Annotated in this window: 23 protein-coding genes and 1 pseudogene; 16 read left to right on the top strand and 8 right to left on the bottom strand. The window is 42.2% G+C overall.

Annotated elements, in window-relative coordinates; genetic code table 11:
• Nucleotides 1-185 precede the first annotated feature (185 nt).
• From V7L20_RS22235 to V7L20_RS32810, 7 genes are all read left to right on the top strand, one after another.
• Nucleotides 186-1,046 (top strand): phycobilisome linker polypeptide, encoded by an 861-nt coding sequence (locus V7L20_RS22235; RefSeq protein ID WP_334746168.1) that lies wholly within the window; start codon nt 186-188, stop codon nt 1,044-1,046.
• Between the two features lie 40 nt (nt 1,047-1,086).
• Nucleotides 1,087-1,836 carry a phycobilisome rod-core linker polypeptide gene (locus V7L20_RS22230; RefSeq protein ID WP_334746167.1) on the top strand — a complete coding sequence of 250 codons (750 nt, stop codon included), beginning with the start codon at nt 1,087-1,089 and terminating at the stop codon, nt 1,834-1,836.
• Nucleotides 1,837-2,039: 203 nt separating this feature from the next.
• Nucleotides 2,040-2,801: a phycobilisome rod-core linker polypeptide gene (locus tag V7L20_RS22225; RefSeq protein WP_334746166.1), complete on the top strand. Its 762-nt coding sequence runs from the start codon at nt 2,040-2,042 to the stop codon at nt 2,799-2,801.
• A 139-nt stretch (nt 2,802-2,940) separates the two neighbouring features.
• Entirely contained in the window at nt 2,941-3,471 is a 531-nt protein-coding gene (locus V7L20_RS22220) for a phycobiliprotein lyase (protein ID WP_334746216.1), read from the top strand.
• A gap of 200 nt (nt 3,472-3,671) precedes the next feature.
• A complete protein-coding gene (locus V7L20_RS22215) occupies nt 3,672-4,295 on the top strand; it encodes a chromophore lyase CpcT/CpeT (protein WP_334746215.1) in 624 nt (207 codons plus the stop codon).
• Nucleotides 4,273-4,635: a CpeR family transcriptional regulator gene (locus V7L20_RS22210; RefSeq protein ID WP_334746165.1), complete on the top strand. Its 363-nt coding sequence runs from the start codon at nt 4,273-4,275 to the stop codon at nt 4,633-4,635. The genes V7L20_RS22215 and V7L20_RS22210 overlap by 23 nt, the downstream gene beginning before the upstream one ends.
• Nucleotides 4,636-4,670: 35 nt before the next feature.
• The gene (locus tag V7L20_RS32810) at nt 4,671-4,814 is read left to right on the top strand and encodes an IS4/Tn5 family transposase DNA-binding protein (RefSeq protein ID WP_442943610.1); all 144 of its coding nucleotides are present in this window, start codon (nt 4,671-4,673) and stop codon (nt 4,812-4,814) included.
• 17 nt (nt 4,815-4,831) lie between these two features.
• Here the strand turns inward: V7L20_RS32810 and V7L20_RS22205 are convergent, their stop codons facing one another.
• Nucleotides 4,832-4,999 carry an NblA/ycf18 family protein gene (locus V7L20_RS22205; RefSeq protein ID WP_334746164.1) on the bottom strand — a complete coding sequence of 56 codons (168 nt, stop codon included), beginning with the start codon at nt 4,997-4,999 and terminating at the stop codon, nt 4,832-4,834.
• Nucleotides 5,000-5,546: 547 nt separating this feature from the next.
• Here V7L20_RS22205 and V7L20_RS22200 point away from each other — a divergent pair.
• Nucleotides 5,547-6,803, top strand: a complete 1,257-nt coding sequence (locus tag V7L20_RS22200) for an ABC transporter substrate-binding protein (RefSeq protein WP_334746163.1) — start codon at nt 5,547-5,549, stop codon at nt 6,801-6,803.
• A gap of 80 nt (nt 6,804-6,883) precedes the next feature.
• Here V7L20_RS22200 and V7L20_RS22195 read toward each other — a convergent pair whose 3' ends face one another.
• Both V7L20_RS22195 and V7L20_RS22190 read right to left on the bottom strand, forming a co-directional pair.
• Nucleotides 6,884-7,807 (bottom strand): trypsin-like serine peptidase, encoded by a 924-nt coding sequence (locus V7L20_RS22195; protein WP_334746162.1) that lies wholly within the window; start codon nt 7,805-7,807, stop codon nt 6,884-6,886.
• Nucleotides 7,808-7,919: 112 nt separating this feature from the next.
• Nucleotides 7,920-11,321 (bottom strand): CHAT domain-containing protein, encoded by a 3,402-nt coding sequence (locus V7L20_RS22190; protein ID WP_334746161.1) that lies wholly within the window; start codon nt 11,319-11,321, stop codon nt 7,920-7,922.
• Nucleotides 11,322-11,588: 267 nt separating this feature from the next.
• On the opposite strand from V7L20_RS22190, the gene V7L20_RS22185 reads away from it, so the two are divergent.
• The 4 genes from V7L20_RS22185 (at nt 11,589) to V7L20_RS22170 (ending at nt 14,593) form a co-directional block, all read left to right on the top strand.
• Entirely contained in the window at nt 11,589-11,813 is a 225-nt protein-coding gene (locus tag V7L20_RS22185; protein ID WP_190935193.1) for a type II toxin-antitoxin system HicB family antitoxin, read from the top strand.
• Complete coding sequence (locus tag V7L20_RS22180) at nt 11,806-12,048, top strand: type II toxin-antitoxin system HicA family toxin (protein WP_298906253.1); 243 nt, start codon at nt 11,806-11,808, stop codon at nt 12,046-12,048. Before V7L20_RS22185 ends, V7L20_RS22180 begins: the two co-directional genes overlap by 8 nt.
• A gap of 803 nt (nt 12,049-12,851) precedes the next feature.
• Nucleotides 12,852-13,760: a carbohydrate ABC transporter permease gene (locus V7L20_RS22175; RefSeq protein ID WP_334746160.1), complete on the top strand. Its 909-nt coding sequence runs from the start codon at nt 12,852-12,854 to the stop codon at nt 13,758-13,760.
• Nucleotides 13,757-14,593 carry a carbohydrate ABC transporter permease gene (locus tag V7L20_RS22170; RefSeq protein WP_334746159.1) on the top strand — a complete coding sequence of 279 codons (837 nt, stop codon included), beginning with the start codon at nt 13,757-13,759 and terminating at the stop codon, nt 14,591-14,593. The genes V7L20_RS22175 and V7L20_RS22170 overlap by 4 nt, the downstream gene beginning before the upstream one ends.
• A gap of 192 nt (nt 14,594-14,785) precedes the next feature.
• Here the strand turns inward: V7L20_RS22170 and V7L20_RS22165 are convergent.
• Nucleotides 14,786-14,906, bottom strand: a pseudogene (locus V7L20_RS22165) (ATP-binding cassette domain-containing protein); the annotation flags it as partial.
• 594 nt (nt 14,907-15,500) lie between these two features.
• On the opposite strand from V7L20_RS22165, the gene V7L20_RS22160 reads away from it, so the two are divergent.
• From V7L20_RS22160 to V7L20_RS22145, 4 genes are all read left to right on the top strand, one after another.
• On the top strand, nt 15,501-18,188 hold the full coding sequence (locus V7L20_RS22160) for a TonB-dependent siderophore receptor (RefSeq protein WP_334746158.1): 2,688 nt from the start codon (nt 15,501-15,503) through the stop codon (nt 18,186-18,188).
• An 85-nt stretch (nt 18,189-18,273) separates the two neighbouring features.
• Nucleotides 18,274-19,326: an iron-siderophore ABC transporter substrate-binding protein gene (locus tag V7L20_RS22155; RefSeq protein WP_334746157.1), complete on the top strand. Its 1,053-nt coding sequence runs from the start codon at nt 18,274-18,276 to the stop codon at nt 19,324-19,326.
• The gene (locus tag V7L20_RS22150; protein ID WP_334746156.1) at nt 19,319-20,047 is read left to right on the top strand and encodes a 2OG-Fe(II) oxygenase; all 729 of its coding nucleotides are present in this window, start codon (nt 19,319-19,321) and stop codon (nt 20,045-20,047) included. Before V7L20_RS22155 ends, V7L20_RS22150 begins: the two co-directional genes overlap by 8 nt.
• Nucleotides 20,048-20,155: 108 nt before the next feature.
• On the top strand, nt 20,156-22,747 hold the full coding sequence (locus V7L20_RS22145; RefSeq protein ID WP_334746214.1) for a chloride channel protein: 2,592 nt from the start codon (nt 20,156-20,158) through the stop codon (nt 22,745-22,747).
• A gap of 27 nt (nt 22,748-22,774) precedes the next feature.
• Here V7L20_RS22145 and cofG read toward each other — a convergent pair whose 3' ends face one another.
• The 4 genes from cofG to V7L20_RS22120 all read right to left on the bottom strand — a co-directional run bounded on the left by cofG (nt 22,775) and on the right by V7L20_RS22120 (nt 26,125).
• Nucleotides 22,775-23,758, bottom strand: a complete 984-nt coding sequence (gene cofG / locus V7L20_RS22140; RefSeq protein WP_334746155.1) for a 7,8-didemethyl-8-hydroxy-5-deazariboflavin synthase subunit CofG — start codon at nt 23,756-23,758, stop codon at nt 22,775-22,777.
• Nucleotides 23,759-23,848: 90 nt separating this feature from the next.
• On the bottom strand, nt 23,849-24,610 hold the full coding sequence (gene crtW / locus V7L20_RS22135; RefSeq protein WP_334746154.1) for a beta-carotene ketolase CrtW: 762 nt from the start codon (nt 24,608-24,610) through the stop codon (nt 23,849-23,851).
• 857 nt (nt 24,611-25,467) lie between these two features.
• A complete protein-coding gene (locus V7L20_RS22125) occupies nt 25,468-25,917 on the bottom strand; it encodes an SRPBCC family protein (RefSeq protein ID WP_334746153.1) in 450 nt (149 codons plus the stop codon).
• Nucleotides 25,918-25,936: 19 nt separating this feature from the next.
• Entirely contained in the window at nt 25,937-26,125 is a 189-nt protein-coding gene (locus V7L20_RS22120; RefSeq protein WP_012411100.1) for a CPXCG motif-containing cysteine-rich protein, read from the bottom strand.
• Nucleotides 26,126-26,131: the final 6 nt, after the last annotated feature.

The following is a 26,131-nucleotide window of genomic DNA, read 5'->3' as shown; positions in this document are numbered from 1 at the left end:
AAAGCGTATAAAACGCCAAAAAAGCTTAAGCATTTAGGAAATAAAAACTTCCATGCTTATAGATGCTGGCAATTAGAGTTGCAACAAATTAATCCAGCGATTTGATTGGTCTGGGTGAGCAATCTGAAATTTCTTTATAAATTGAAACAAATTTCTTAAACTTTCGTTAACAGGAGAAACAATTAATGCCATTTGGACCAGCTTCACGCCTGGGAGTAAGTCTATTTGATGAAACCCCTCCCGTTGAGTGGGTGCCAGGTCGCTCACAAGAAGAAGCAGAAACAATCATTCGGGCAGTCTATCGGCAAGTATTAGGCAATGCCTATGTGATGGAAAGTGAGCGCCTTGCTGTGCCCGAGTCCCAGTTTAAGCGGGGTGAATTGAGCGTCCGCGAGTTTGTCAGAGCAGTGGCTAAATCTGAACTCTATCGTTCTCGCTTTTTCACCAGTTGTGCGCGCTACCGGGCGATCGAACTCAACTTCCGCCATCTGCTGGGTCGTCCACCGCTTGATTTAGAAGAAATGCGGAGACACAGCACCATTCTTGATAATCAAGGGTTTGAAGCTGAGATCGATTCTTATCTCGATAGTGATGAGTATCAATCTACTTTTGGGGAAAACTTTGTGCCTTATATCCGAGGCTACAAAACCGAAGCTCTTGAGAGCATGGTGCAATTTACTCACACCTTCTTGTTGGTGCGGGGTGCTTCTAGCAGCAGCCTGAAGGGTGACCTGTCGGGTAAAGCTCCCAAGCTAAATTCATTAGTAATTCAAGGCACACCCACAGCAGTAATCTCACCTGCTAGTGCTGGAGCAACCTTCTCTACACCTCCGACCGGTGCGCGTACTCGTCTTGGAGTCGATGCTAGTGCTAGTGGTAAAGTTTACCGCATTGAAGTTACAGGTTATCGTGCCAAAACCTTCAATAATATTTCCAAGTTTCGCCGTTCTAACCAAGTCTTTCTGGTGCCATACGAAAAGCTCTCTCAAGAGTATCAACGGATTCACCAGCAGGGCGGTGTGATAGCAAGTATCACTGCTGTATAAATTCAGGTGCAAACTTAAAAATTAAGGAACATAGATTTCAATGGCATCCCAGACAATTCTTGAACTTTGGCCCACTAGTGGCTTAGAAGAAGTTCAAACTATCATCCGTGCAATTTACAAACAAGTTTTAGGCAACCCTCATGTGATGGAGAGCGAACGGTTGGTCACAGCAGAATCACAATTGTGCGATCGCTCCATCAGTGTGCGGGATTTTGTCCGTGCCGTTGCCAAGTCTGATTTTTATCGTACCCGCTACTTCGAGTCTTGCGCTCCCTACCGTTTTGTAGAACTTAACTTTCTGCACTTGCTTGGTCGCGCACCCCAGGATCAAAGAGAAGTTTCCGAGCATATTGTTCGCGCTGTCGCCGAGGGCTACGATGCTGAAATTGATTCCTACATCGATAGCAGTGAATATCAAGCAGCCTTTGGCGAAAACGTAGTGCCTTACGATCGCGGTAGAAGCAGCGAAGCCAACTCCAAGCAAGTAGGCTACAACCGGATATTTGCTCTTGATCGCGGCCCTGCTCAAATTGATAGTTCAGTTAAAACTGCCCAATTAGTTTATGCAGTTGCAACCAACAGTGCCAATGCCATTAAAGCCTCTTCGGCAAATGTGATTGGTTCTGGCACCGAAAAACGGTTCAAAATTGTGGTGACAGGTTCCAAATTCGACAGCCCCCGCCGCATCAGTGCTACTGAGTACATTGTTCCAGCTAGTAAGATGACCCCACAAATTCAGCGAATTAATCGTACTTCTGGCAAAATCGTCAGTATTACTGAAATTGTGTAACCTTTAACAAGGTGGGCATTGCCCAATACCGTTTAGTTAAGTTTTTTTCTTTCCCCCTGCCTCCCCTGCCTCCCTGCCTGCCTTAATAGATAAATTTTTTTAACTGAACCGGATTGGGGCATTGCCTACCAAGATGATTAACTTTTTTAATTTGCAATTTTTCAAAAAATCACACAAAAATCCTAAATTTACAAGGCATTAACATGACACTTTGGATAGAAGCTGAGTCTTTTGAATTACGCCCCAACAACGCCACCGAAGATGATCTGCAAGCCGCGATCCGAGCAGTGTATCGGCAAGTTTTGGGCAATGCTCATGTATTTGAAAACCAACGGCTTACCAGTGCCGAGTCTCAATTACGGAATGGTGACATTACTGTTACTGGCTTTGTCAGAGCCGTGGCTCAATCTGATCTATACCGTTCGCTGTTTTTTGAAACTTCCTCTCCCTATCGTTTTATCGAATTAAACTTCAAACATTTGCTTGGTCGCTCCCCCCAAGATCAGGCTGAAGTGGCAGAGCATGTGCAAATTTACAACACTCAGGGCTACGCAGCAGAAATCAACTCCTACATTGATAGCGATGAATATATCAGGAGTTTTGGCAAGAATATTGTACCCTCTGCCCGTGGTAGTCGTACCCAAGCTGGGGTCAAGAATGTCGGTTTTAACCGTACCTTTGCATTGATACGGGGATTTGCTGCCAATGATTTAGGCAAATCAGCAAAATTGATTAGCGACATTGGCGCTAACCTGGCGACCAAAATTGTTTCCCCGCCTCGTGGTTCCGGTGCTATCAGCAATACAGGGAAGCGGTTCCGTGTCGCTATCTCCAAAGGCAATTTTGGTGTTCGGGTGACTAAAAGCATGGCAACCTTTGACGTAGGATACAACCAGCTAGCCCAAAAAATTCAGAGCATCCAGAAAACAGGAGGCAAGATTCTTAGTATCACGGAAATAGCTTAACGCTACCAAGGGAGAATTTCTTAACCTCTAACATTTTGTCAATCGATGATCTATAAAGGTAGATTGGGATATTTATCATTTTTCTGATCAGATTCTCCAATCCAAAAGCAAATAGCTAAAAACAGAAATCAAAGAGTTGATGAATATTACGGAGTTTGTTGCAAATTCTATTGGGCGTTGGCGATCGCAACGCAGTGCCCATCATTTAGCATTCGGTCACTTTGAAGCTGTACAGTCTGAGATAGATATCATTGCTCTGCCAGATGACGATCCGGCAGTGATTGATTTGTGTAAAGCCTATAACATTGATCCTCAAACAGTTGTTTCTCCCTTTCGGATGAGTTGGGAAGGCCAATCAGACTGGGATGACAATGAAATCAAAGGTAGTTGCGTCCTAGTTCCTATCCCCGATTCAACTCATCCCCATCGTGGTAAACTCCTGCGCGATCAAGGCTATGCCGAAACGATTGCAGCAGCTGGTGATTATTACTTAACAGAAGACAGCACATTTGTGCTAGTCACCGCCTACGATCGCGCCGCCGCCGAAGAAAAGATATGGTTTGTCAACCCCAATGTCCGTTGTCGGGTTTCTCTAATTAAAACCAGTGCTGGTACAGGAGTTGTCACTGCCTCTTTTTCTTCCGAAATCCGTCAGGATATTCACAAATAACCTAGATCCAAAAATGGCTCTTTAGACATTTCTAGTCATATATATACAACGTCAGAGCGTGCAGTCTCAATATGAACTGACCACGTTAGTTTCGTTATATCATAACTTTGAATTTTGCGGAAAGTGCGGTCTTGAGCTTTGCCCACGAGGAGCAACTTTATAAGACAAATTCTGTATTATTTATTTATCCTCATCTACTTATGAATTCTTCACCACCACATATTTGCGACAGTACATCGAATCATTTAATCACCCTAGCTCGTTGGATGGCAGGGGATTTCAGCAATTATAAACAGGCATTTGAAAATCCTAAAGATTACGCCCATATTCACGTATTATTTCGTCCATTACCATTTGAATTCTTCTCAGGAATCGGGCTTTATTCAGAACAGGTTTATGACTATGATTTGTGGAGACCTTATAGACAGGGAGTACATCGTTTAGTAGATCGTGGCGATGAGATTTATATCGAAAACTACAGTTTAAAAAATGCCCTTTACTATGCTGGTGCAGCCCGTGAGTTAAGCATTCTTAAAACCATCACCCCAGATTGTATCGCACGCAGATATAACTGCTCGATGATTTTTAAACGAGAGGGTGATAGATTTATAGGCGCTGTTGAGCCTGGAAACTTGTGCTTAATTGAAAAAAATGGCTGCCAGACTTATCTCGATAGTTACGTTGAAATCACACAAACCACTTGGGTAAGCCTAGATAGAGGGCTGGATATCAATACACACGAGCAGGTTTGGGGATCTACCTTTGGGCCTTTGCGGTTTGAAAAGCGGGAGGGTTTTGCCGATGAAGTCCCAAACATCCTATGATCTTTCCCTGCCTAATCTGGTCATTAAAGCGAATATGCTACCCCCAGAAGCGCAGAAAAAAATGCAGTGCTGGATTCGCAGCAGGCATTTAATTTGTTCAGGTCATTTCTTTGTTTTTGAAACCGTAGATTATAGTGCTATTGAACGTTTTTCTCAGTGTGTGGGAGCGTTAGGAGGCACTATTATTTCGGTTGAGCCAATTGACAAAATTTGGATGGGCGATCATCGTCAAGTGATTCTATATCAGGCAAGAGCCAGTTTGCATACGCCCTGCCACAATTTGAAACAATATTGGCTAAAATACGGAGGCTTTCGCACCCGATTTGATCAGCAGGCGTAATCGACGACCGGAACGTATAGAGAAACTCACGCGTTTTGAATAAACGTGCAATGTCGATTGGTTTTGTTTTAAGTCAAGGATTTGGCAAAGGGCTGTCAGAAATTTTCAAAGGACGAACCCTACTCAAAAGCGCTTATGAGTTTTTACAAATTGTTTCTACTTTTACTTTAGGAAATTAACAAACATGCCTAGTTAGTTAAGCCTGCTTGAGAAGATGCTTAATCATATTGTCTTTGACCATTAACTGCCGCAGCACCTCTAAAAGCAATTTTTGAGATTCTTCCTGGTTTAACCCCTTAATTTGCTGTTCGTAAAGTTTGAGGTTGAATTTCTGCTCTAAGTTAAGCTCCATCGGGATATCCATCGTTTTTACTCTCCGGTGTTTCGCAATATTAACTTTATATATTCCTAAAACTAATGTTAACAAAAATTACACATACTTGACAAGTGGACAGTTTTACAGTTTGACGAATAAATCCACATAATGCTACTCATTGGGGTTGGTCAACAAACGCCTTTGGAGCAAGTAACCTATGGTGTAAACACAAGTGCGATCGCACTTATCCTGCTTGTCCCTTTTCCAGGTTCTTGTAACAAAGCTACACTTTGTCAGAGCTTTGAGTCCTCTACCAATTGGTGGTAAGTGTGGGTGGAGATGTTGAGTGCCAAATTATTGACCACATCGCAAAGTGGCTACTTTATTTGGCATCCAGGCGAAGGATCGCGAAAAACTTTACGTTGCAGCAATTGAAGCATGGGCCCGAGACATGCTCAAGCGATCGCCATTGCCTTTTTGGGCGATTTAGCCTCGGTACATCTGGCCCAATACCACTATGGAAATTTCGGTAACATATCACTCGGGAGCAACAGAAGGTATAAGTAAAAGAAAAGAGACTTTTCGCTGTCTTGTGATGAAAAAAAGATTGTTTAATTTTTTGGGATTGGTGATGGCGATCGCGATCGCTATTATTGCTTGTCAAAGCCTACAATTACCAAGCAAACCGTTAGCATCTACCGCAGTCACTATTAAACTCAGTGGTTGGGGAGGCTCTCCTGTTGAACAAAAACTCTTGAGCCAAGTATTGCAAGACTTTGAAGCACAACATCCAACTATTAAGGTCAGATATGAAGCAATCTCCGACCAATATATGGATGTGATTAAAACTCGTCTGGTTGGGGAAGCCGCACCTGATGTCTTTTATCTGGATGCGCTAGAAGCTCCATTTTTAATGAGTCAAAATGTCCTGGAACCCTTAGATGGTTACATCACCCCCAAATTTGACCTACCAGACTTCGAGGATGCCCTACTCAACAGCTTTAAATATCAGAACCAGATTTATGGACTTCCCAAAGACTATTCCACCCTTGCTCTGTTTTATAACAAAAAGGCCTTCGCTGCCGCAGGCTTGAGTAGTCCGCCTGCTACTTGGGATGAATTACGTAACTACTCGAAACAATTGACAGGTAAACTTAACAAATACGGCTTTGGAGAAAACCCAGAATTAGCGCGTCAGGCTTATAAAATTAAAGCTTTTGGTGGACAAATCGTCGATCAAAATGGTTATGCTACCTTTGCCAGTGCAGCAGGTTTACAGGGTTTGGAGTTAGTAGTAGACCAGTATCAAAAAGACCGTTCCTCTGCCCAAAAATCTGATGTAGGGACAAACTCAGGTAGTGAAATGCTTGGTCAAAGTAAGGTGGCGATGGTGATTGAGGGGAATTGGGCAATTCCTTATTTAACTGAAACCTTTCCCAAACTAGAGTTTGCTACCGCACCAGTGCCTACTATTAATGGCAAAAAAGGCACAATGTTACTTACAGTAGCCTACGTGATGAACAAGCAAGCACAGCATAAAACCGAAGCCTGGGAGTTGATTGAATATCTCACGGGTAAAAAAGGAATGCAAAAGTGGACAGGAACAGGATTTGCTTTGCCAACACGTAAATCAGTAGCAAAGAATTTGGGCTATGATCGAGACCCTATGCGATCGCCATTAGTAGCGGGTGTTGATTATGCTACACCGTGGCAGGTAGGTAAGTATTCATCTGCGATCATGAATAATTTTGATAACCAGTTTCTCAGCGCCTTATTGGGGCAACAATCATTAAAGCAGGCGATCGCACGAGGTCAGAATGATGCTAATCAACAGATTAAGGCGATGGAGTAAGTAATCCTTCTTACCTCTACCAAATCACTTCTGAGTAAAAATTTGCTATTTAGCATATAGTTATTAGGTTTGGTACTTCCTTAATTGCCTTGCAACCACTCATCCAAGCGAGACATTTCCACCGCACGGTTCAACAGCAATCCATTAACCTCGTTTGAGCCGGAGTGAAGCGCGAAAATATAATACTTACCGTTTATATTACCGATAATTGCACCTCCAGAAGCACCGTGATTAGTATCACAGTTATGGTACAATAAGTTACCCTGACGGCGTAAGATGCTGCATCCCAGGTGAACGCCAGCAGTCATACTTTCACCAGCAGTTAGAGTTTCATAACCTTTTTTCTTAGGGTTGGGAAAATCACCAGAATAGCCTACCAAAGCGAACTTTTTCGTATCGCCAACCAAACGAGAAGATGGTAGGGATTTCCATCCCAAATAACCATATTTTTGACCCATAGGCTTATTGAGCTTCAAAATCGCCCAATCGTTTGAGTAATCGGCTAAATCGCCATTTTTAAAGTCTGTACCGTAATGAACATTAGTTGCGTAAGCTATATCATTTTTACTTTTGACGATACCATTAACTAAGTTTGGCTCAAATGCGATCGCTTGACTAACTTTTCGGGTTTCCGAGTTAACGACACAGTGAGCATTTGTCAAAACAACGTCTTCAGCAATCAACGTTCCCGTGCAACTGTAACCCCTACCATCAGCACCTATCCCCTCGATTTTACCAATGGCTGACCAAGGGTAGTCTCTGCTAGTCATGGGAATACGGTCATCCTTTGAACCAATGATTACCCGTTGTCCGGGGAGTTCCTCTTTCTGATTTAGCACCGAAGGCTCCCCTTTTCCTTCTAGTTTAAATTCTCCGGGATTTTCAACTTTGGTAAACTTGGGTGGGGTTTGTGGTTCAGCTGAAACTGAAGCCCAAATCCCCAAAATTCCTGCCCCAATTGTTGCTAGAAAAATAAATTGTCTGGATGTAAATATGCTTTTCATGAGAAATCACTCCTGTAAATTTTGAGGTGGAAATTTAAACGCTAAAGGGGTGCGGAGGTAAGCGCAAAGGTACGCGGAGTATACGATGCTTAATTACGAATTACGAATTATTTCACCGCCACTCACCCAGCAGGGTAAAAGCTGACCAAGAATAGGGGTTACGCCACTTTTCTTGTTCCCACATTTTGAGTTGTGCGGCTCTGAGGGCAGCAGCCGGAGTTTTCCTTTGCTGCAACATTTGGCTGTAAAATTGGCTCATCAATAATGATGTCGCTTCATCATCAACGTTCCATAAAGACACTACCACCCGCGATGCACCCGCATACATTAGTCCTCTTGTCAACCCTACTAAGCCTTCTCCTTTAACTTCCTTACCCAGCCCAGTTTCGCAGGCACTCAGCACCACTAACTCCGCCGATAAGTTGAGGTTAAAGATATCAGTGAGTCGCAAAAAGCCTCTTTGGGACTTACCTTGTTTATCTATCAGGGAAAGGACAATTCCTGATAACTCTGGGTCAGTGCTGTCTAGGAAGCCGTGGGTAGCAAAATGCAGCATCTTGTATTGACTCAGTTGGTCATTAGTAGCCCAGTTGTAATTAGCATCAAAACCAAAAGCTTGGATGTTCTCTGAGGGTAAGACAAGTTTGAGAATTTCCCGCGCCTCTTGTTCTGTGTGATCGAGTCTTTGAATTTCGCTGCGGTTGATGTTTCTTGTAGACCGCTTCAGGGCAGACTCTTCTAGTTGCTGATCAATGTTATTATTAGCAATCTTGGAGGATTTACCAGTAAATCGCTTATCACTATTGGAGCATTTGCCAGTAAATCGACAATCACTAGTGCTAAACACTGGATCTGCAAGGATTGCGAGGGTTTTCGATGCTTTTGCTTTTGTGTGCCCTTTGATTTGTTTCCTGAGAATGGCAATAGTGGAGGCGGAAGGTAGACTGATAATTTCATGGTTGACTACCAATGGTTGATAATCCGACCCATCCGCCGATTTAGTTGATGTAGTTAATGCCGCAAAGGGAATGTATTGTAAAGCTTCATCGCCAACAATTACTAGGCGTTTTTGCCTCAATTTATCAGCAACAGGCGCGAGGATAAGTTGACTCAGTTCATTAGCAGCTTTCGCCGTGTCTTCTGGGGAAACTCCCTGGTATCCAGGATTTTTTAAATAATTGTTGTATAAATTCTTGGCTGCTTTGTCTATCTTCTCATGTCCTGGAAGTTCATAGCTATAGAGAGAGTCGGGTGTGACAGCCCAAAGATAGCTACGTTCTTCATCTAAAGAATATTGCAATAGCAGTGTGTCTTTATCTAGTTGTTGCTGAATTTCTTTGAGAGTCAGAGGTTGGGGATATTTCAAATCGGCATATTCAGGGTTATTGGCGCGGATTTTGACCTCAAGTTCTCGCTGTTGTTTGAGTAAGTCTTCAAGTTGTTGTTTGGTGTTGGTTAAAAGTTGTTCTGAAGTTTCTTTTTTACTTGCTAGTTCTGATAATAATTTTTCTCTAGCACCGATTTGCGATCGCAAACTATTTTCTTCTGCTAAAAGTTTCGGGTCAATGCCTTTTTTGATATCTATATTTGCTTCGGTTAATAGTTCAATCAGACCACGGGCGCGGGAGCGATCGCTAACTTCCAGTGCTAATGCATCGTATCCTTTTGATGGGTCTTTTTTGTGCAGTTGCATCAGCAGGTCGGTGTAGAACTTGTAGTAGTTTTGGACTGAGGCAAAGTAAGAAGCGCGTAGTTCTTTATTAGCTATTTTGGTGCGTAAATCTTCAATGATTTTAATAGCTGCTTGAATATGTGTTTGGGCTAGTTGTAAATTACCGCGATTACGTTCTAGGAAAGCCATGCCAAAGAGGATGGTGGCTTCCCCTTCCTTATGCCCCACTGCACGGGTTATGGATAAAGCTTGGTTGTAGTATTTGAGTGCTTCTTGCTTTTCTCCTAATAAGTCGTAGACAAAACCAATATTGTTAAGGGTGCTTGCTTCTCCTTCCTTATCCCCCACTGCACGAGTTATGGGTAAAGCTTGGTTGTAGTATTTGAGTGCTTCTTGCTTTTCTCCTAAATCGTTGTAGACTAAGCCAATCTTGTTGAGGGTGCTTGCTTCTCCTGCCCTGTCCTCCACTGTACGGGTTATGGGTAAAGCTTGGTTGTAGTATGTAAGCGCTTCTTGCTTTTCTCCTAATAAGTCATAGACAAAACCAATATTGCTGAGGATGGTGGCTTCCCCTCTCCTGTACCCCACTGCACGGGTTATGGGTAAAGCTTGGTTGTAGTATGTAAGCGCTTCTTGCTTTTCTCCTAATGAGTCGTAGACTTTGCCAATATTGTTAAGGGTGGTTGCTTCTCCTCCCTTATCCCCGACTGCACGCTGTATGAGTAAAGCTTGGTTGTAGTATTTGAGTGCTTCTTGCTTTTCTCCTAATGAGTAATAGACACCGCCAATATTGTTAAGGCTGGTTGCTTCTCCTTCCTTGTCCCCCACTGCACGGAATATGAGTAAAGCTTGGTTGAAGTATTTGAGCGCTTCTTGCTTTTCTCCTAATGAGTCGTAGACACCGCCAATATTGTTAAGGCTGGTTGCTTCTCCTTCCTTGTCTTCCACTGCACGGGCTATGGGTAAAGCTTGGTTGAAGTATTTGAGCGCTTCTTGCTTTTCTCCTAATGAGTCGTAGACACTGCCAATATTGTTAAGGGTGGTTGCTTCTCCTTCCTTGTCCTCCACTGCACGGGCTATGGGTAAAGCTTGGTTGAAGTATTTGAGCGCTTCTTGCTTTTCTCCCAAATCGTTGTAGACTTTGCCAATCTTGTTGAGAGTGGTGGCTTCCACTCCCCTGTTCCCCACTGCACGGGCTATGGGTAAAGCTTGGTTGTAGTATTTGAGCGCTTCTTGCTTTTCTCCTAATGAGTAGTAGACACTGCCAATACCAAGGAGGGTGGTGGCTTCCCCTGTTCTTTCCCCCACTGCACGGAATATGGGTAAGGCTTGGTTGTAGTATTTGAGCGCTTCTTGCTTTTCTCCTAATGAGTCGTGGACTCTGCCAATACCAAGGAGGGTAATGCCTTCCCCTGTTCTTTCCCCCACTGCACGGAATATGGGTAAAGCTTGGTTGTAGTATTTGAGCGCTTCTTGCTTTTCTCCTAATGAGTAGTGGACTCTGCTAATACCAAGGAGGGTAATGCCTTCCCAGCGTTTATCATCAACTTGCTGCCAAAACTTCAGCGCTTCTTGCCATTTCCCAATCGCCTGTCGCAGTGATTTTGCTGTCCCTTGTTGATAAAGCTGCGTTCCCTCTTCATAAACCCGTTCCGCAGCAGCGCGAGTGGCATCTTGTTGAGTGGTTCCTGGCTGCTGTGCTATCTGCAACCCTCGACTTCTCAGTGTCGCACTCACTGTATCAGACAGTAAAACCGCACTCAGCAATAAAGTTAAACTGTAGCGGGTCAATTTTGGTAGAAACCACCAGCAAACTCGTTGAGACTTTGCACTTCTCTTCATTCTTTAGCCTCACACCCTCAATCAGTGATTATTTGCAGCCCTATCCCGTCGGCATCAATTCCGATTATCAGTAAATTATTTAATTGTCGCCAGTAATATTGCTGAAACTTTAGATTGATTTTACGGTTGCGGTTTAAGGTTGCAGTTGTGGTTACGGTTTTTGTAACGAATTCATCGGTAAACCCTGATTTTCTCGTCCTGACGCTTCCTAACGAGAGGGGGATGGGAGGTGATAATAGTTATTGAACGAGTAAAGGTAACTTTAATATGTCGTATAAAGTTAGCATTGTTATCGAAAAAGATGAATATGGATATTATGCTTATTGTCCTGAACTTCCTGGTTGTCAATCTCAAGGTGATTCCCTAGAAGAAGTACAGGCAAATATTAAAGAAGCAGTTGAGCTTTATATAGAAACCTTGTCAAATTCAGAAAAACAGGCGCTTCAGAACAAGGAAACATTCACAATAACCTTGGAGGTAAAAGTTGCCTAAACTGCCACGCCTCATTGCAACAGAAGCTGAAAAACTATTATTAGATGCAGGCTTTATTCAAATTAGAAGCAAAGGAAGCCACAGGATTTATTTTCGAGAAGAAGTGAGAGTAGTGATTCCTTTTCATTCAGGAAAAATATTGCATCCAAAAATAGTTAAACAGGTTCTACAAGCCATTAACATTTCTGAGAATGAAGCGACAGCAGAAGAAGTAGTACCTGAGACTGATGAATAAAAATACTATCCTGCCTAGCAGCGCTTTTATCTCCTCCACCAAAAGACTGCTAAATGCCACAATCAGGTAAACAGTTATTATTTATCGACCTATGCAAGTCAAAGTTTGACTATAGAAGAACTCAAGCTACTCATTCAGGAAACTGTTGCTGAAACTATTCAATTCCTACTGATTGACCCTGACGAAGGCAAACAAGTAAAGCCATAGGTGAAGCAGCAACTACTAGACTCTTTACGGCGCACTCAAGCCAGAGAAAGTGGAGTTACAGCGCAAGAAATTATCTCAACCAAAGATAGATGAGGCAAGGATGTATTTTTTCTTGCGCTACGCGTATCGAAAAAATATTTGGCAAATTTTCATAAATTAATTCAGTTGCGATCGCCTATTACTAAACTCAGTTTCAATGGGAAGTGGAAAGCGATCGCTCAACAAAACCATACATAATCAAAAGCGAGCGCTTTCTTAAACCAGAGACTTATTCAATTCAGGTTCAAGCGATCGCGTAATTGAGTATATTTGTTTCAGCAGTAAAATATATACCCCATGACTACAACTTCTGCCATTGAAGGCTTTATCTCATTCTGTAGTCATCAGGTATGGTATCGCCGCAAACAGCGCTGTAAAGGTCAGATTATAGGTTGAGTTTCATATTTCTTAAACCTAAGTCTTCATTTATTCTCGAATTCTGGAAATTCCGAGTTCTGAGCATGAAGTTTCGAGTTCTGAACACGGAGTACGATAAATAATCATGCACGACCCATCACTACAGTGGGGTTAGTGCGGGATTAAGTGGAGGTTCAGTAGTGTTTGAAATTAACAGGCGGCGCATAAACCCCAGGTGGAACATCACCGAAGACTTAGCTGGGTATATGTTCATGATGCCCACCATCCTAGTTTTGGGGACTTTTGTAGTCTTACCCATTCTCTTTGCGATTTTTCTTTCCCTGCAAAAAGTCCAACTTCTCGGCGGTATTGAATACGAGTTCATCGGTTTTCGGAACTTCATGCGATTAGCTGAAGATGAAAGGGTTGGGATTGCTTTGAGAAACACAGCCGAATATGTAGCTATTGTTGTACCAACTCAAACTATCTTGGCTTTGATTCTGGCGGTAACTCTCAATTCTGGGATTCGTGGTAAAAACTGGTGGCGCATTCTCTATTTTTTGCCTACAGTCACTTCTTCAGCAGTGCTAACGCTCATTTTCATGTGGATTTATAACACTGATGGGCTACTAAACGATTTTCTCGCTTTTGTGGGCTTACCTACTTATAACTGGTTGGGTAATCCAGCAGTTGCGCTCAAAGGCATTATGATCATGAACATTTGGTCAACTGCGCCGTTTTTCATGGTGATTTATCTAGCCGCGTTGCAGGATATCCCCCAAACACTTTATGATGCGGCCCAACTCGATGGCGCAAATGGGTGGCAGCAATTTATCTACATTACTCTTCCCTTACTGAAGCCTGTAACCTTCTTTGTGGTAGCAGTGGGGGTAATTAGCACTTTTCAACTTTTTGACCAGTCTTACATCTTTTCTGCTGGTACTGGTGGCCCAAACAACGCTACCTTAACTGTGGTGCTGCTAATTTACCAAACTGTGTTTCGGAATTTACAAATGGGATATGCAGCTGCGATCGCATTTTTATTAGCAGCAGCGATCATTGTCATCACTTTAATTCAACGACGACTTTTTGGAGGTGAACGGATTTGACTAACATCTTTGGCTTATCCTGGCTCAAAGTCTTGTTATACGTCTTGCTGACACTCTATGCCATCATTACTCTAATTCCATTTCTCTGGGCACTTTCAGCATCATTTAAGCCGCTATCAGAGATTGTCAGTGCTGAACCCAACTTTCTGCCCAAGAATTTTACTTTTGACAACTACAGGCAAATTTTTCTACAAGAACCGCTATTTTGGCGCTGGTTGTTCAACAGTGTGGTAATTGCCATTAGCGTCACGTTTTTAAATTTGTTGTTCAATTCAATGGCTGGTTATGCCTTGGCGAGACTGCGCTTTATGGGCAAGCGCTTTTGGTTCTTCTTAATCTTGGCAGTATTAGCAGTCCCAGCGCAAATCACCCTAATTCCCACATTTTTGATTTTAAAAGCGATCGGCTGGCTGAATTCTTACCAAGGCATGATTGTGCCTAGCATGGTTAATGCCACTTTTATCTTCATGATGCGGCAGTTTTTCGTTAATTTTCCTAAAGAACTAGAAGAAGCAGCTCAACTTGATGGCTTAAATACTTTTGGAATTTTCCGGCATATTGTCTTACCTTTAGCAAAATCAGCACTAGCAGCACAGGCAGTTTTTGTGTTTATGGGCAGTTGGAATAATTTTTTACTGCCTATAGTTATCCTATTTGACCCAGAAATGTTTACCCTCCCTTTAGGTCTCAACACCTTCAAAGGTCAATACATCAGCTATTGGAATTACATTATGGCGGCTTCTATAGTCTTCACTCTACCAGCTTTAGGCATTTACACCTTTTTTAATCGTTACTTTATTCAAAGCGTCACCTTTACCGGAGGAAAAGGTTAATATAGCAGTCCTAAATCATTTGTAAAAATTAGACCTCTTGCAAAATTATTTTCTAGTAAGATAGATAGTTTTGACTGAAACTGACTTGGCTCATGCAATACGAACAAACAAAGTAACTATCCAATCAAGAGTTCAAGCGTTTATTCGGAGTACAACGACGCACATTTGATGAAATGGTCAAGGTATTAGTAGACCAACCAGTGGTTTGAGTAATCTAGCCAAGCCCCGCAACAGAGTATATTTACCGCAACCATTCGGGCCAACTAAAGCAGTAACTTGTCTTTTAGTATTAACGGTTCAAAGCGGATATAATCGCTTTGCTGTCGTCAGTGAGGCTTAGGCGTTGGGTTTCAAGGACTGTGTTCTCCGTAGGGCTTGATGATTACAATTATAATTTGTTGGAAAATGCAATAACTTGCCAGTTGAACTGTGGAGTGTTCACATCTTAATACTCTCTCGAAAGTAAGCGATCGCTTTGCAGATAAATATGTAGAACAGATTACGATGATATTACCAACAATATTGGTTAAAAAGACTCTAATTGGTAAAGATACGATGACAAAACACTTGGGTTAATCAAACAGTACTGACAAAAGACAATTTTCCTTCAAACGCCTGAAATAGTCGAATTTCGTGACCTCATTACCAGTAAAAATCTGGGTACCAGCAAGATTTTTTAAGATTTATCGCCAAAAGATATTTTTTATTTTCCTCAACAAAGTTGGTAATATTCAAACTACGTTAAATAATTTGCAATAGTGCAACAACCCTAATTCCAAGAGCAGAATTTTAGGTGAGCTTGTCATCGGGTTTTGGATAAAAGGTAATAGGTATTCTACCTTACCCTTTATACCTGAATTAACGTGTGTGGTGAGTGACTTTTAAGCTAGTGTGTGAGGAAGGTGCAATGAAGCCCCAGAGACGAAACTATTTTTTCTGGCAAAGTCTATTACTGACGACTTCAGTAGTGTTTATAAATAAACCTGTGCCTGTTGTCGCTCTTCCGATTATAGCGTCCACAATATCAGCTAGTAACCAGCAAATATTATCTCAAAAAACAATTACAAAGTCAGTTACACCGATTAGAGAGATTCGCCGTCTCACGGACTTCCAAAAGTTAGTACAGTCGCCGACACCCACTAGCCAAACAGAACTAATATCAGTGACGGGTGTGAAGGTGAATAGTACAGAGAAAGGATTGGAGGTGATTTTAGAAACGGGTGTCAAGAGCGTAGACGCACAGCGGCTTGTCGATAGACATCGCTTGCAAGTAACTCCAAAAACTGAGGGCAAATCTTATATTGCAGACATACATAACGCTCAGTTGCGCTTGACTAGTGGCAATACATTTCGTCAACAGAAGCCAGTAGCCGGAATTACTGAGGTAAGTGTTACCAATGTTGATGCTAACACTCTGCGGGTAACAGTGACGGGTGAAACTCTTACGCCAGCAGTCGAGTTGTTTGATAGCGATGAAGGTTTGGTTTTTGGGGTGAGCAGTAGTGAAATCACAGGACAACAACCTACGCCGCCATCGCAAAAACCGTCATCTAGTGAAAACCAACCACCGATTGAACTAGAGGTGATAGCACCGCCAGATACAGGCTACAACCTAAGTAATGCGACTACGGGAACAAGAACGAATACACCGAGACGGGACATCCCTCAATCGATTCAGGTGATTCCAAGGGCAGTGATTGAAGACCAAGCAGCAGATTTTTCTGGAGAGGTACTTAGAGATGCTGGCGTACAACGCGGCGGATTGCCAAGTCGCAACACTGACAATATCGTTATTATTCGGGGCTTCAGCGTTAATGGTAACAATTTCTTGAGGAACGGCTTGAGGGATAGTGTATTTACTGGTGGCGGAACGACTAACCTGGCTAATATAGAACGGATAGAGGTGCTACGTGGACCAGTATCAGTACTTTACGGTGAAGGGACACCAAGTGGTGCAATTAATTTTATCACTAAACAACCCCTCCAGCAGCCCTATTACGTAGCACAATTCAAAGTCGGCTCTTACAGCTTCTATGAACCGTCATTTGATTTATCTGGTCCCCTAACAACAGATGGGAAAGTTTCGTATCGCTTGAATGCTGCTTACCGAAATACAGATAGCTTTGTCGATTTTCTACACGAAGAGCGATTTCTGGTGGCACCAGTCATCAGTTGGCAACCAGCAAAAGATACTAGGATCGTTTTTGATGCCGATTATCAACAGGTACAGGGTATTTCTAGTAATGAAATTGGTCTACCCACTATCGGAAGCGTACTGCCCAATCCGAATGGTAAAATTCCCATCAACCGTTATTCTGGGGAGCCAACGGACACTGCCAAGCGTACCATTGGTCACATCGGCTACGATTTCGAGCATACTTTTAACGACAATTGGACTTTGCATAATGCCTTTCGGTTCGGGATTGGACGCAATCCCTACCTACTGAGTGCCCTACCTATTGCCCTGCGACCAGACGATCGCACCTTAACTCGACAGTATAGTACCTCCCTCGAAATTGATAACAACCAATATAATCTAGACACTCATGTGGATGGCAAATTCAAAACTGGCAACATACAGCACCAACTGCTGGCTGGCATTGAGTTTTACCGCTTTCTCCAATTCCATAACCAGGGGTTCTCGCAGACAATCGGTTCGCTCGATCTTTTCGACCCGGAGTATGGACAGAAGCCTGGAGCTATTATTCCTGGTACAGCCTTGAACCGTAAAACCAGGTTGGATAATGTCGGATTTTATGCTCAAGACCTGATAGTGCTAACCAACAACCTAAAGATGCTTGTAGGAGGACGCTTTGACTTAGTAGAGAATAACAGTAAAAACTTAATCAATTCACTTGTCAGCGATTATTCTGACTCGGCATTTAGTCCCCGCGTTGGCATCGTCTATCAACCCATTCAGCCTATCTCCCTCTACGCCAACTACAGCAAATCTTTTACGCAAGTGACTGGCACTGATGCACAGGGCAATCTGTTTAAGCCGAGTGGTGGCACTCAGTATGAAGTGGGTGTGAAAGCAGACTTGCTCAATAACAAACTATCTACCATCCTGTCTTTGTATCAAATTACTTACACAAACTTGACAACGCCAGATCCCAACAATTTGCTCTACAACATCCAAACAGGGGAACAGAGGAGTCGGGGTGTTGAACTGAGTCTTACAGGGGAACTGGCTCCAGGGTGGAATGTTATTGGCTTCTATGGTTATACTGATGCCCGGATTACTAGTACTACTGACAATCGATACAGAGTCGGAAACTTGCTCAATAATGTTCCCACAAATAGTGCGTCTTTGTGGACAACCTACATCATTCCTAGAGGCAGCCTGCGAGGGTTTGGAGGTGGTTTGGGCGTTAACTATGTGGACGACAGGGAAGGTGATTTACAAAACTCGTTCCATCTACCGAGCTATGTAACCGTTGACGCGGCTCTTTACTACCGACGCAATGATGTTAGTATTGGACTCAATTTCAAAAATCTGTTTGACCTTAACTACTATGAATCAGCCAACAGTAATCTACGTGTTTATCCAGGTACACCGTTTGAGGTTCAGGCGAGTTTGAAGTGGCAGTTCTAAAAAAATTCCTGCTTATAAGTTCTTCCCCTTCTATTTTTTTATATAGAGCAGCGAACAGCATCGTCAGTCCCTAGTTCGAGTAATAATGAATGAAAACGATCGCGTTTACGTGGAAAAGCACCAGGTGCGACGAGTCCTAATTGCAATTTTGCTGCTTTTTATACTATCTGCTTGCAGCTTTTTTCAAACTATACACAGCCCGTTGACTAAATCATTATCTCTTGTAGATGTCCGCGTGGTCAAACACATCATGGGTGAAACGGTAGTTCCTGCCCATCCTCAACGGGTAGCAATTCTGTCTCACGGTTTATTAGAACCGGCTTTTGCTTTGGGAGTCAAGCCGATCGCTGCCCCAAAGCTAGCTGTCTTGGAGTTGCAGCAATTAGTGAGCAATCTGGAAAGTATTGAGGACGTAGATTATTTTTCTCCCAATTTAGAAAAGCTTTTACGACTCAAGCCAGACTTAATCTTGGGCTATAGATCCCATCAAAACATTTATCCATTATTGTCCCACATTGCACCAACTGTTTTGGCTACTTTCGATCCCCTTACACCTTGGAAGGGGTTTTTAGCCTTTACTGCCGATGCTCTAGGTAAAACTCAGGAGGCACAGCAGATTATGGCTAACTACTATGCACGTCTAACTCAGTTGCAAGCTGAGATGGGTCGGGATCGACAAACTACGGTTGTCTCGGTCTGTATGTTGCGTGAGTCTGGGCTTTTTCTGCTCCAAAAGGCTACTCTTGCCGGAGTCATCCTCAATGATGCTGGTATTAAACGTCCGTTAAATCAGTTGTTCGATGTTCAAACAAGTCTCCGCAAATTCGGGTACAGTCTTTTTTCTCGTGTTTCAGGGGAACTACTGCATGAGATTGATGGGGATATCTTATTTCTCTTTGTACAAGATACAGTAGGCGATCGCAATTTAAACCCAGCAGTAGAACAACTCAAAGCGTCTCCATTGTGGTCTAAGTTAAAAGTTGTGCAGAAAAACCAGGTGTTCATGGTCGGTGTTTATTGGACTGGAAACGGGCCAATATCAGCCAACCGAGTCATTGACGATTTATTCCGATATTTGGTTAAGCAGTCCAGTGGATTATTTGAAAGTTCTTGGTCAAAGGAGTACCAAAATGCTTAATTTAGATGCGATTGCTAATGGTGTAATGCAAGAATATCCTTATCATTGGATTTTCTTTGACAATCTCATACCCAAACAAGAGCTTTTTGAGTTGCTTAATACTTTTGAATATGATAAATATCGAGAGCAATTTCGTTGCAGAATGATTTTGGATCAAGGAGCAAAAGTGCTTCCAAATGTAAAAAAGTTTTACGATGCCGTCAAAAATAAATATTATATTAATCCTAGTCCAAAATTGAGCAGTGTTTGGCAAACTCTGGTTGATGAATTAGTGAGTTTACCTTATCGAGAAGCTGTTGCCAAGCTAACCGGATTAAATCTAGAACGGCAGATAATTCGTATTTCTTTATCTCAATTAGATAGCACAGTAAACAAAGATTTAGCACCTCATAAAGACTCATGGTTTATAAACAATAGGGACTCAGGAATGGCTCTGACTCACCTATTTTATTTCAGTGAAGATTGGAAAAGCGAGTGGGGAGGGAGTCTCCAGATTTTAGAAAATGAGCAACACGAATCTGTGTTTCAAGACATTCCACCACAGTTAGGTAATTCCGTTCTTTTTCTGTGTGAGCATAACGCTTGGCACGTAGTCTCTCCTATTTCACCTCTTGCGCCCCGACCAAGACAGCATTTGATGGTGAGATTTTACGACCAGCAGGTTTATCTGAAGTATCTTTGGGAAGGTGAGAACTGCACATATCTGTCTTTAGGTATATAAAAATTTAATTCCGATTTCATTTTTTTGTGGAATGCTATGGATAGGGTGAACGGTAAGACATTTCAGACATTTATATACCTTCATTTATGACAAGTGATTGCTAAAAATATGTTATCCAGAGGTAAAATTCTCTGGTTGAGGCTTTCCCGTCAGCTGCTTCGACCCAGACGGTTAGCTTTCGTGGAAGCTTGCCTGATTGGTCTTGTTTCCGGGCTAGCGGCAGTTCTATTAGGACAGACAGTGGATTGGGCAGGTGCATGGCGAGTGCATCTTTCTTACCATTGGCCTGCCTACTTGGTGCTACCAGGCATTGGACTGATCGGGGGGATCTTAGGCGGTTGGCTAGTAGAGCGGTTTGCACCTGAAGCATCAGGTAGTGGAATGTCTGAAGTCAAAGCTGTATTGGCTCGCGTGCCAATGCCGTTAAATCTACGGATTGCTTTGGTCAAGTTGATCAGCGCTACATTAGTGCTGGGTTCTGGAATGCCTTTAGGACGGGAAGGGCCAACTGTCCAAATTGGGGCAGCCTTGGCAAATCAACTAAGTAATTGGGCACCGACTTCACCAGAGCATCGTCGCCAACTAATCGCCGCCGGAGCCGGGGCTGGGTTGGCTGCGGCTTTTAATGCACCGATCGCTGGTGTACTATTTGTAGTCGAAGAATTACTGCAAGATGTATCAGGTATTACTCTTGGCACTGCGATTTTGGCTTCTTTTATCGCTTCAGTGATCTCCCGGCTCTATGGTAGTCATAGCCTGGATCTGAATCATCTGAATCTAGGTTTGCCAGAGACAACTTTCTTTGCTCAGGAAATCCCCTTCTACTTCATTTTGGGAGTACTAGCGGGACTACTAGGCATTCTATTTAACAAGGGTATTCTTGCCAGTCTGGCAATTAACCGCCGCGTACTACACCTGAGTTTAACCTGGCGAATCGGAATTGTTGGATTAGCCAGTGGTGTTGCGATCGCTTTATTACCTGTTACCTTTCGCGATCATGCTGGGCTGAGAGAAATTTTGCTTGTGGGTAATACTAACTGGTCATTTGCAGCGATCGCTCTTTTAGTCCAGTTTATCCTAATTATTTTTACCTACGGCTCTGGAGCGCCAGGGGGTTTACTAGTTCCAACTTTGGCCTTGGGAGCTGCCCTCGGTTACTTAGTGGGTGCTGTGGAACACAGTTTACTGGGAATGAGTGCTGCAACAATCTATGCTCATGTGGGCATGGCTGCTTTTTTTAGCGCCGTCTCTAAGGTACCAATTACAGCAGTCGTCATTGTGTTTGAGATGACAACTGATTTCAATCTGGTACTACCGCTAATGATTGCGTCTGTGGTTGCCTATTTAGTAGCGGAAAAAATTGATCGCCGATCACTCTACGATCTTCTCCTAGAGTGGAAAGGGATTCATATCACCAAAGAGCCAAGTACAGACGGGCTTTTAGCACAATTGAGTGCCGCAGATGTAATGCAACGGCGTGTCGAAACTCTCTCTAGCCAAATGAGTACTGATGAAGCAGTACAGGCGTTTTCCCAATCTCACCATCGCAATTTTCCAGTTTTAGAGAATGGTAAAGTTGTTGGTATTGTCACTCAACAAGATTTAGTTAACATTGCTTCGCAACAGTTAGGTAAAGATAGAACTGTCAGCGAAATTATGACACCAGAGCCAGTAACAGTAAGTCCCACAGCGACACTTGCTGATGTACTGCATATACTTAATCGTTATCATTTAAGCTGTTTACCTGTTACAGAAGGTCGCAAGCTAATAGGAATTATTACTCGTAGTGACATTATTCGCGTGGAAGCAGAGCGACTCAGTGGTAATAGCCAACAAATAGAACCGAAATCAGCACCTTCTTATGTGGTTTACCAAACTCGCGCTCCGGCTACAGGCAAAGGACGTTTGCTAGTACCGCTTTCACATCCCCAGACAGCCCAGACTTTACTAGAAATGGCAGTTGCGATCGCTAAAAATCGCAATTACGAAATAGAATGCCTACAAGTGATTATGGTTCCATCTGGGCGCATTCCATCGGAAACACCAGTGCAAATCAGCAAAAGTCTTCAACTTTTCCAACAGGCAATATTATTAGGAGAGAAATGGCGGATTCCTGTTCACACTCAAATTCGAGTTGCTCATGATGTTGCTGGGGCAATTTTGGAGACTGTCAAAAATCGACACATTGACTTGGTACTGATGGGTTGGAAAGGCAGTACATCAACTCCTGGTAGAGTTTTCAGCCGAGTGGTTGATACAGTAATTCGACAGGCTCCTTGTGATGTTATCCTGGCTAAATTGGATGATAAAAGAGCTTTTGACCGTTGGTTGCTGCCAATGGCAGGCGGCCCTAACTCCAGCCAAGCAATTAAGTTATTACCTGCTCTTGCTTCTTTAAGTACATCGCCCCAAATTAAGCTATGTCAAGTTTTCCAGCCTACTAACTCCATTCCTGACACAACATTACTAGATAAATCTGTTCACTTTCTCCAACGCCGAGTTAGTGGTGAAGTTATGGGAACTCCAGTTCGTGCCAATTCTGTTTCTGAGGCTGTCCTTAAGTATGCCAAAGAAGACAACAGTGATGTGATTGTTCTGGGAGCCAGCCGTGAAAGTCTACTGCAACAGGCGATTAAAGGAAATATTGCAGAAAATATTTCTCGCAAGAGTAATTGCACAGTTATCATGGTCAAAACTTAATTACGAATTACGAAAATCTTTACTTAGTTATTCTGCCAAAAGAGAAACTGGTGTTATTTTGCGCCAGCGTTTCACTGCTGTTTGTAATTCTCCCGACAACCAGCTATCAAATTGCGGATAAACTGGCGATCGCGGCATCAATTCCCACCCAGCAGGTTGTAAAATTTCTCTTAATGCTTGTTCTTGAACATGAGGATAATCGGGATTCACTTCATCTTTTGGGCCAATTCCACCTAAATCTCGCGCACCAGCTTCGATACAAGCGAGTAACCAGCAGTTATCTTTAACTAAATTAGGCGGAATTTGAATAGTAATATCTGGCGGTAAAATCTCACGCGCTTTAGCAATTACTTCTGGTAATTCATGGGGATCAAAAGATGGTGCATCAAAAGTTTGCTGATGTCCAGGACTATGAGGTTGCAGAATAACTTCTTGAATATGGTGATAATGTTGATGCAGCTGAGATATAGCTTCCAAAGTTTTCCACCAATCATTTACAGTTTCTCCAATTCCCAACAGTAACCCAGTTGTAAAAGGAATCTGCAACTCTCCCGCCCATTGTAATTGTTGTAGCCGTACCTCTGGTAATTTACTTGGTGCGTGCCGATGTACAGTATTTAACAATGTTGGTGTTAACTGTTCTAACATCAGCCCCATTGAAACATTCACACGTTTCAGCTTTTGCATTTCCTCAAAACTCAGGGGGCCTGCATTGCTATGCGGTAAAAACCCCATTGAAAGTGCTAATTCACACAAATCATAAATCCGCTTAAACCACGCCTGACGTCTTGGCGAATGGGGATGCACTTCACCACTGAGGATGAGGATTTCACATACTTTTTCGCTTTGAAGCGATTTTAAAATACTTTCTGCATCTGAAATACTTATCCAGGGACTTTTACCCGGTTCGCTGCGAAAGTTGCAGTAACTACAACGATTAAAGCACTCGTAAGTAGGAACTATTGTATAAGCAGGGCTATAGGTGACAAGACGATAATTATTAACTGGCATAAGTAGGATAATCTAAAAGAATGCCTTGCTCAAACTATATAGATTACCGTGTGATTCTTGCTGCTATTATCTATATTAGATAAACAAGAACTATTTTGCTTTGTAAATTTCTGGTAACTGCCACCAAGAAATATGGGGATATTCGTGATGTTCTTCGTGGTAGCCGAAATGATAGCATGTGATAAATGACCACCAAATTGGACGACTAATCGTTTGGGCACAATGAGGCTGAATATAACCTCCAATGGGTTCGCTATGAGGTAAAAAAGTACCAAAATAAAACAATTGGAATGAACTTAAAAGCGAGGGAATCACCCAAAAAGTTGTTAAATTAGCATGGGGTATATGAAGGATGTGATTAGCAAAGTGATAGATAATAGTCAGAGCAATGATTTGTCCCCAACTCCAGTAACCCTTCATAAAATGAAAATACCAAGCAAAGAAATTTTTGTGTTTTCCATTATGGAAATCTGGGTCTATTGAACTTGCTGGATTGTGGTGATGCACCCAATGTTTCTGCAATAATTTTTTATAGGGTAAAAGACCATAAAGAGATAGGCTTACTGTCCCAATAAAATGATTAATTTTAGGGTTTTGGGGAAATACTATCCCATGCATGGCATCATGAGATGTAATAAATAATCCCGTGTATAAAAATGCCTGCCATAGTATTACAGGCAATAACATCCAAAATTTTAGCTTGGAAATGTCAAGAGAAAGTAATAAACTCAGGCTCATGACCCATGCGCTAACAATGACAATAGCAATGAAAAGCCCCTTAAACTGAAATTTACTTTTCACTACTGGAGTCAGTTTTATTTGATGACTGGGTGGTTGTTCTAACTGGATCACGCTTTTACTCCGCCTAGCTACTATTTAGGTGAAAATTCCAAAAATATAGTCATGATAGGAACAATTAACAGAGAAATCTGTTAATGGTCAATGTTTCACACTGGACAATGCTAATGAACAAAAATAAATATGTAAAAATATTAAGATACTTTAACAAGTATTGCACAAGCAACTGCTATTCTCAAAACTGTTTTCGATTATAAAGTTGGGTCATATTAGTAATAATACTGAAAACAATGGTATAAATAAATTTTATAACATTTGATACTTTGGTAATATAATTTAAGCCTGCAATTAAGATGGTCAATAATAGCAGAGAGTTAAGAAATTAGGTGAAGTAGGTTCTGCACTACGTTATAACCATAGAGATCCCAAAATAGGTAAGTTAGAAAACTAATTATAGCCTTGCGATCGCTCCAAAGTTCAGACTGAGGAGTTAGCCCAAGTTCAGCAGCATTGCGGTTTTTGCCATTGTATGCAGTTTAAGTTTTACCACTAGGATAAAATGCTATTGTTAAATTCCCTTAAGAAACTAATTGCTTTGTTCATATTACTTAACTTACCCATTTGGCGCTATCTGTCTCTAGTTTCAAAGTAGATACAATTCTAAAGAATGAGATTTTAACGAGATTTATCAAATAATGATATTAAGTCCGGTTAATCACTTATAATTACCGCATCTGTGCAAAAATCAGAAAAGCTTCTTTCTTGCTGCCCCCTGCCCCCAGCAAGAATTGCGGTCTAAATGATAAGTCTTTAACCGGACACGATATGATTGGGATGTTTAACCCTTTATTTACGAGAAATAGTGAATAGGTTTTTCAAACTTAAAGGATGACTCTTACAAGCATATTCTGCTATTGTGACTCACATTCTCGTTTCGTTACATAGTGGCGATAGCGAAACATTGCTTCTAGTTGGACTTGCACTAACCAACCACTAACAAATTCAACTGTTCCTCCACCAGGCATAGAGAAGGAAATAGCATCAGTCAGCCTAGTTTTGCCAGCTTCCGGTTCAAATTCATGTCGATGTATCCAAGATTCAAAAGGGCCAGATATCTGTTCGTCGGTAAACAGGCAATATTTTTCACATTCAGTATGACGCGCTAACCAAGTTAAGGGTAATGGGCCAAGAAACAGGCGAAATTCTGTAATAGCGCCCACGTTCAGTCCCCCCTCACGATGAACGATTTGGACTGGCTGCCAGGGTGGATTCAGCAGTTGCAAAATATCTGCCCTTTCGTGAAATTTCCAAACTACTTCTGGTAGGGCATTAATTACTGAAGAATGTTTAAAGTGCAGCATGGAAAGAAAGACCTAAAATTCAACTTTCGGATTCCGTATCAATCTCGATATCTAAAGTATCTTCATCTACCCGAACATACAAAATATTTGGGTTACAGCAAACTTGACAATCTTCAACATAAGATTGCTGTCCTCCAGCACTCAAATCAATAAAAGTTAAGTTTGGTTCGCCGCAATAGGCGCAATAATACTCGGCTGTGTTTTGCATCAAGTT

This window comes from Nostoc sp. (assembly GCF_036916735.1).
Lineage (GTDB): Bacteria > Cyanobacteriota > Cyanobacteriia > Cyanobacteriales > Nostocaceae > Nostoc.
The sequence above is the reverse complement of the archived record's forward strand: the minus strand, read 5'-3'. Positions and strand labels throughout refer to the sequence as shown.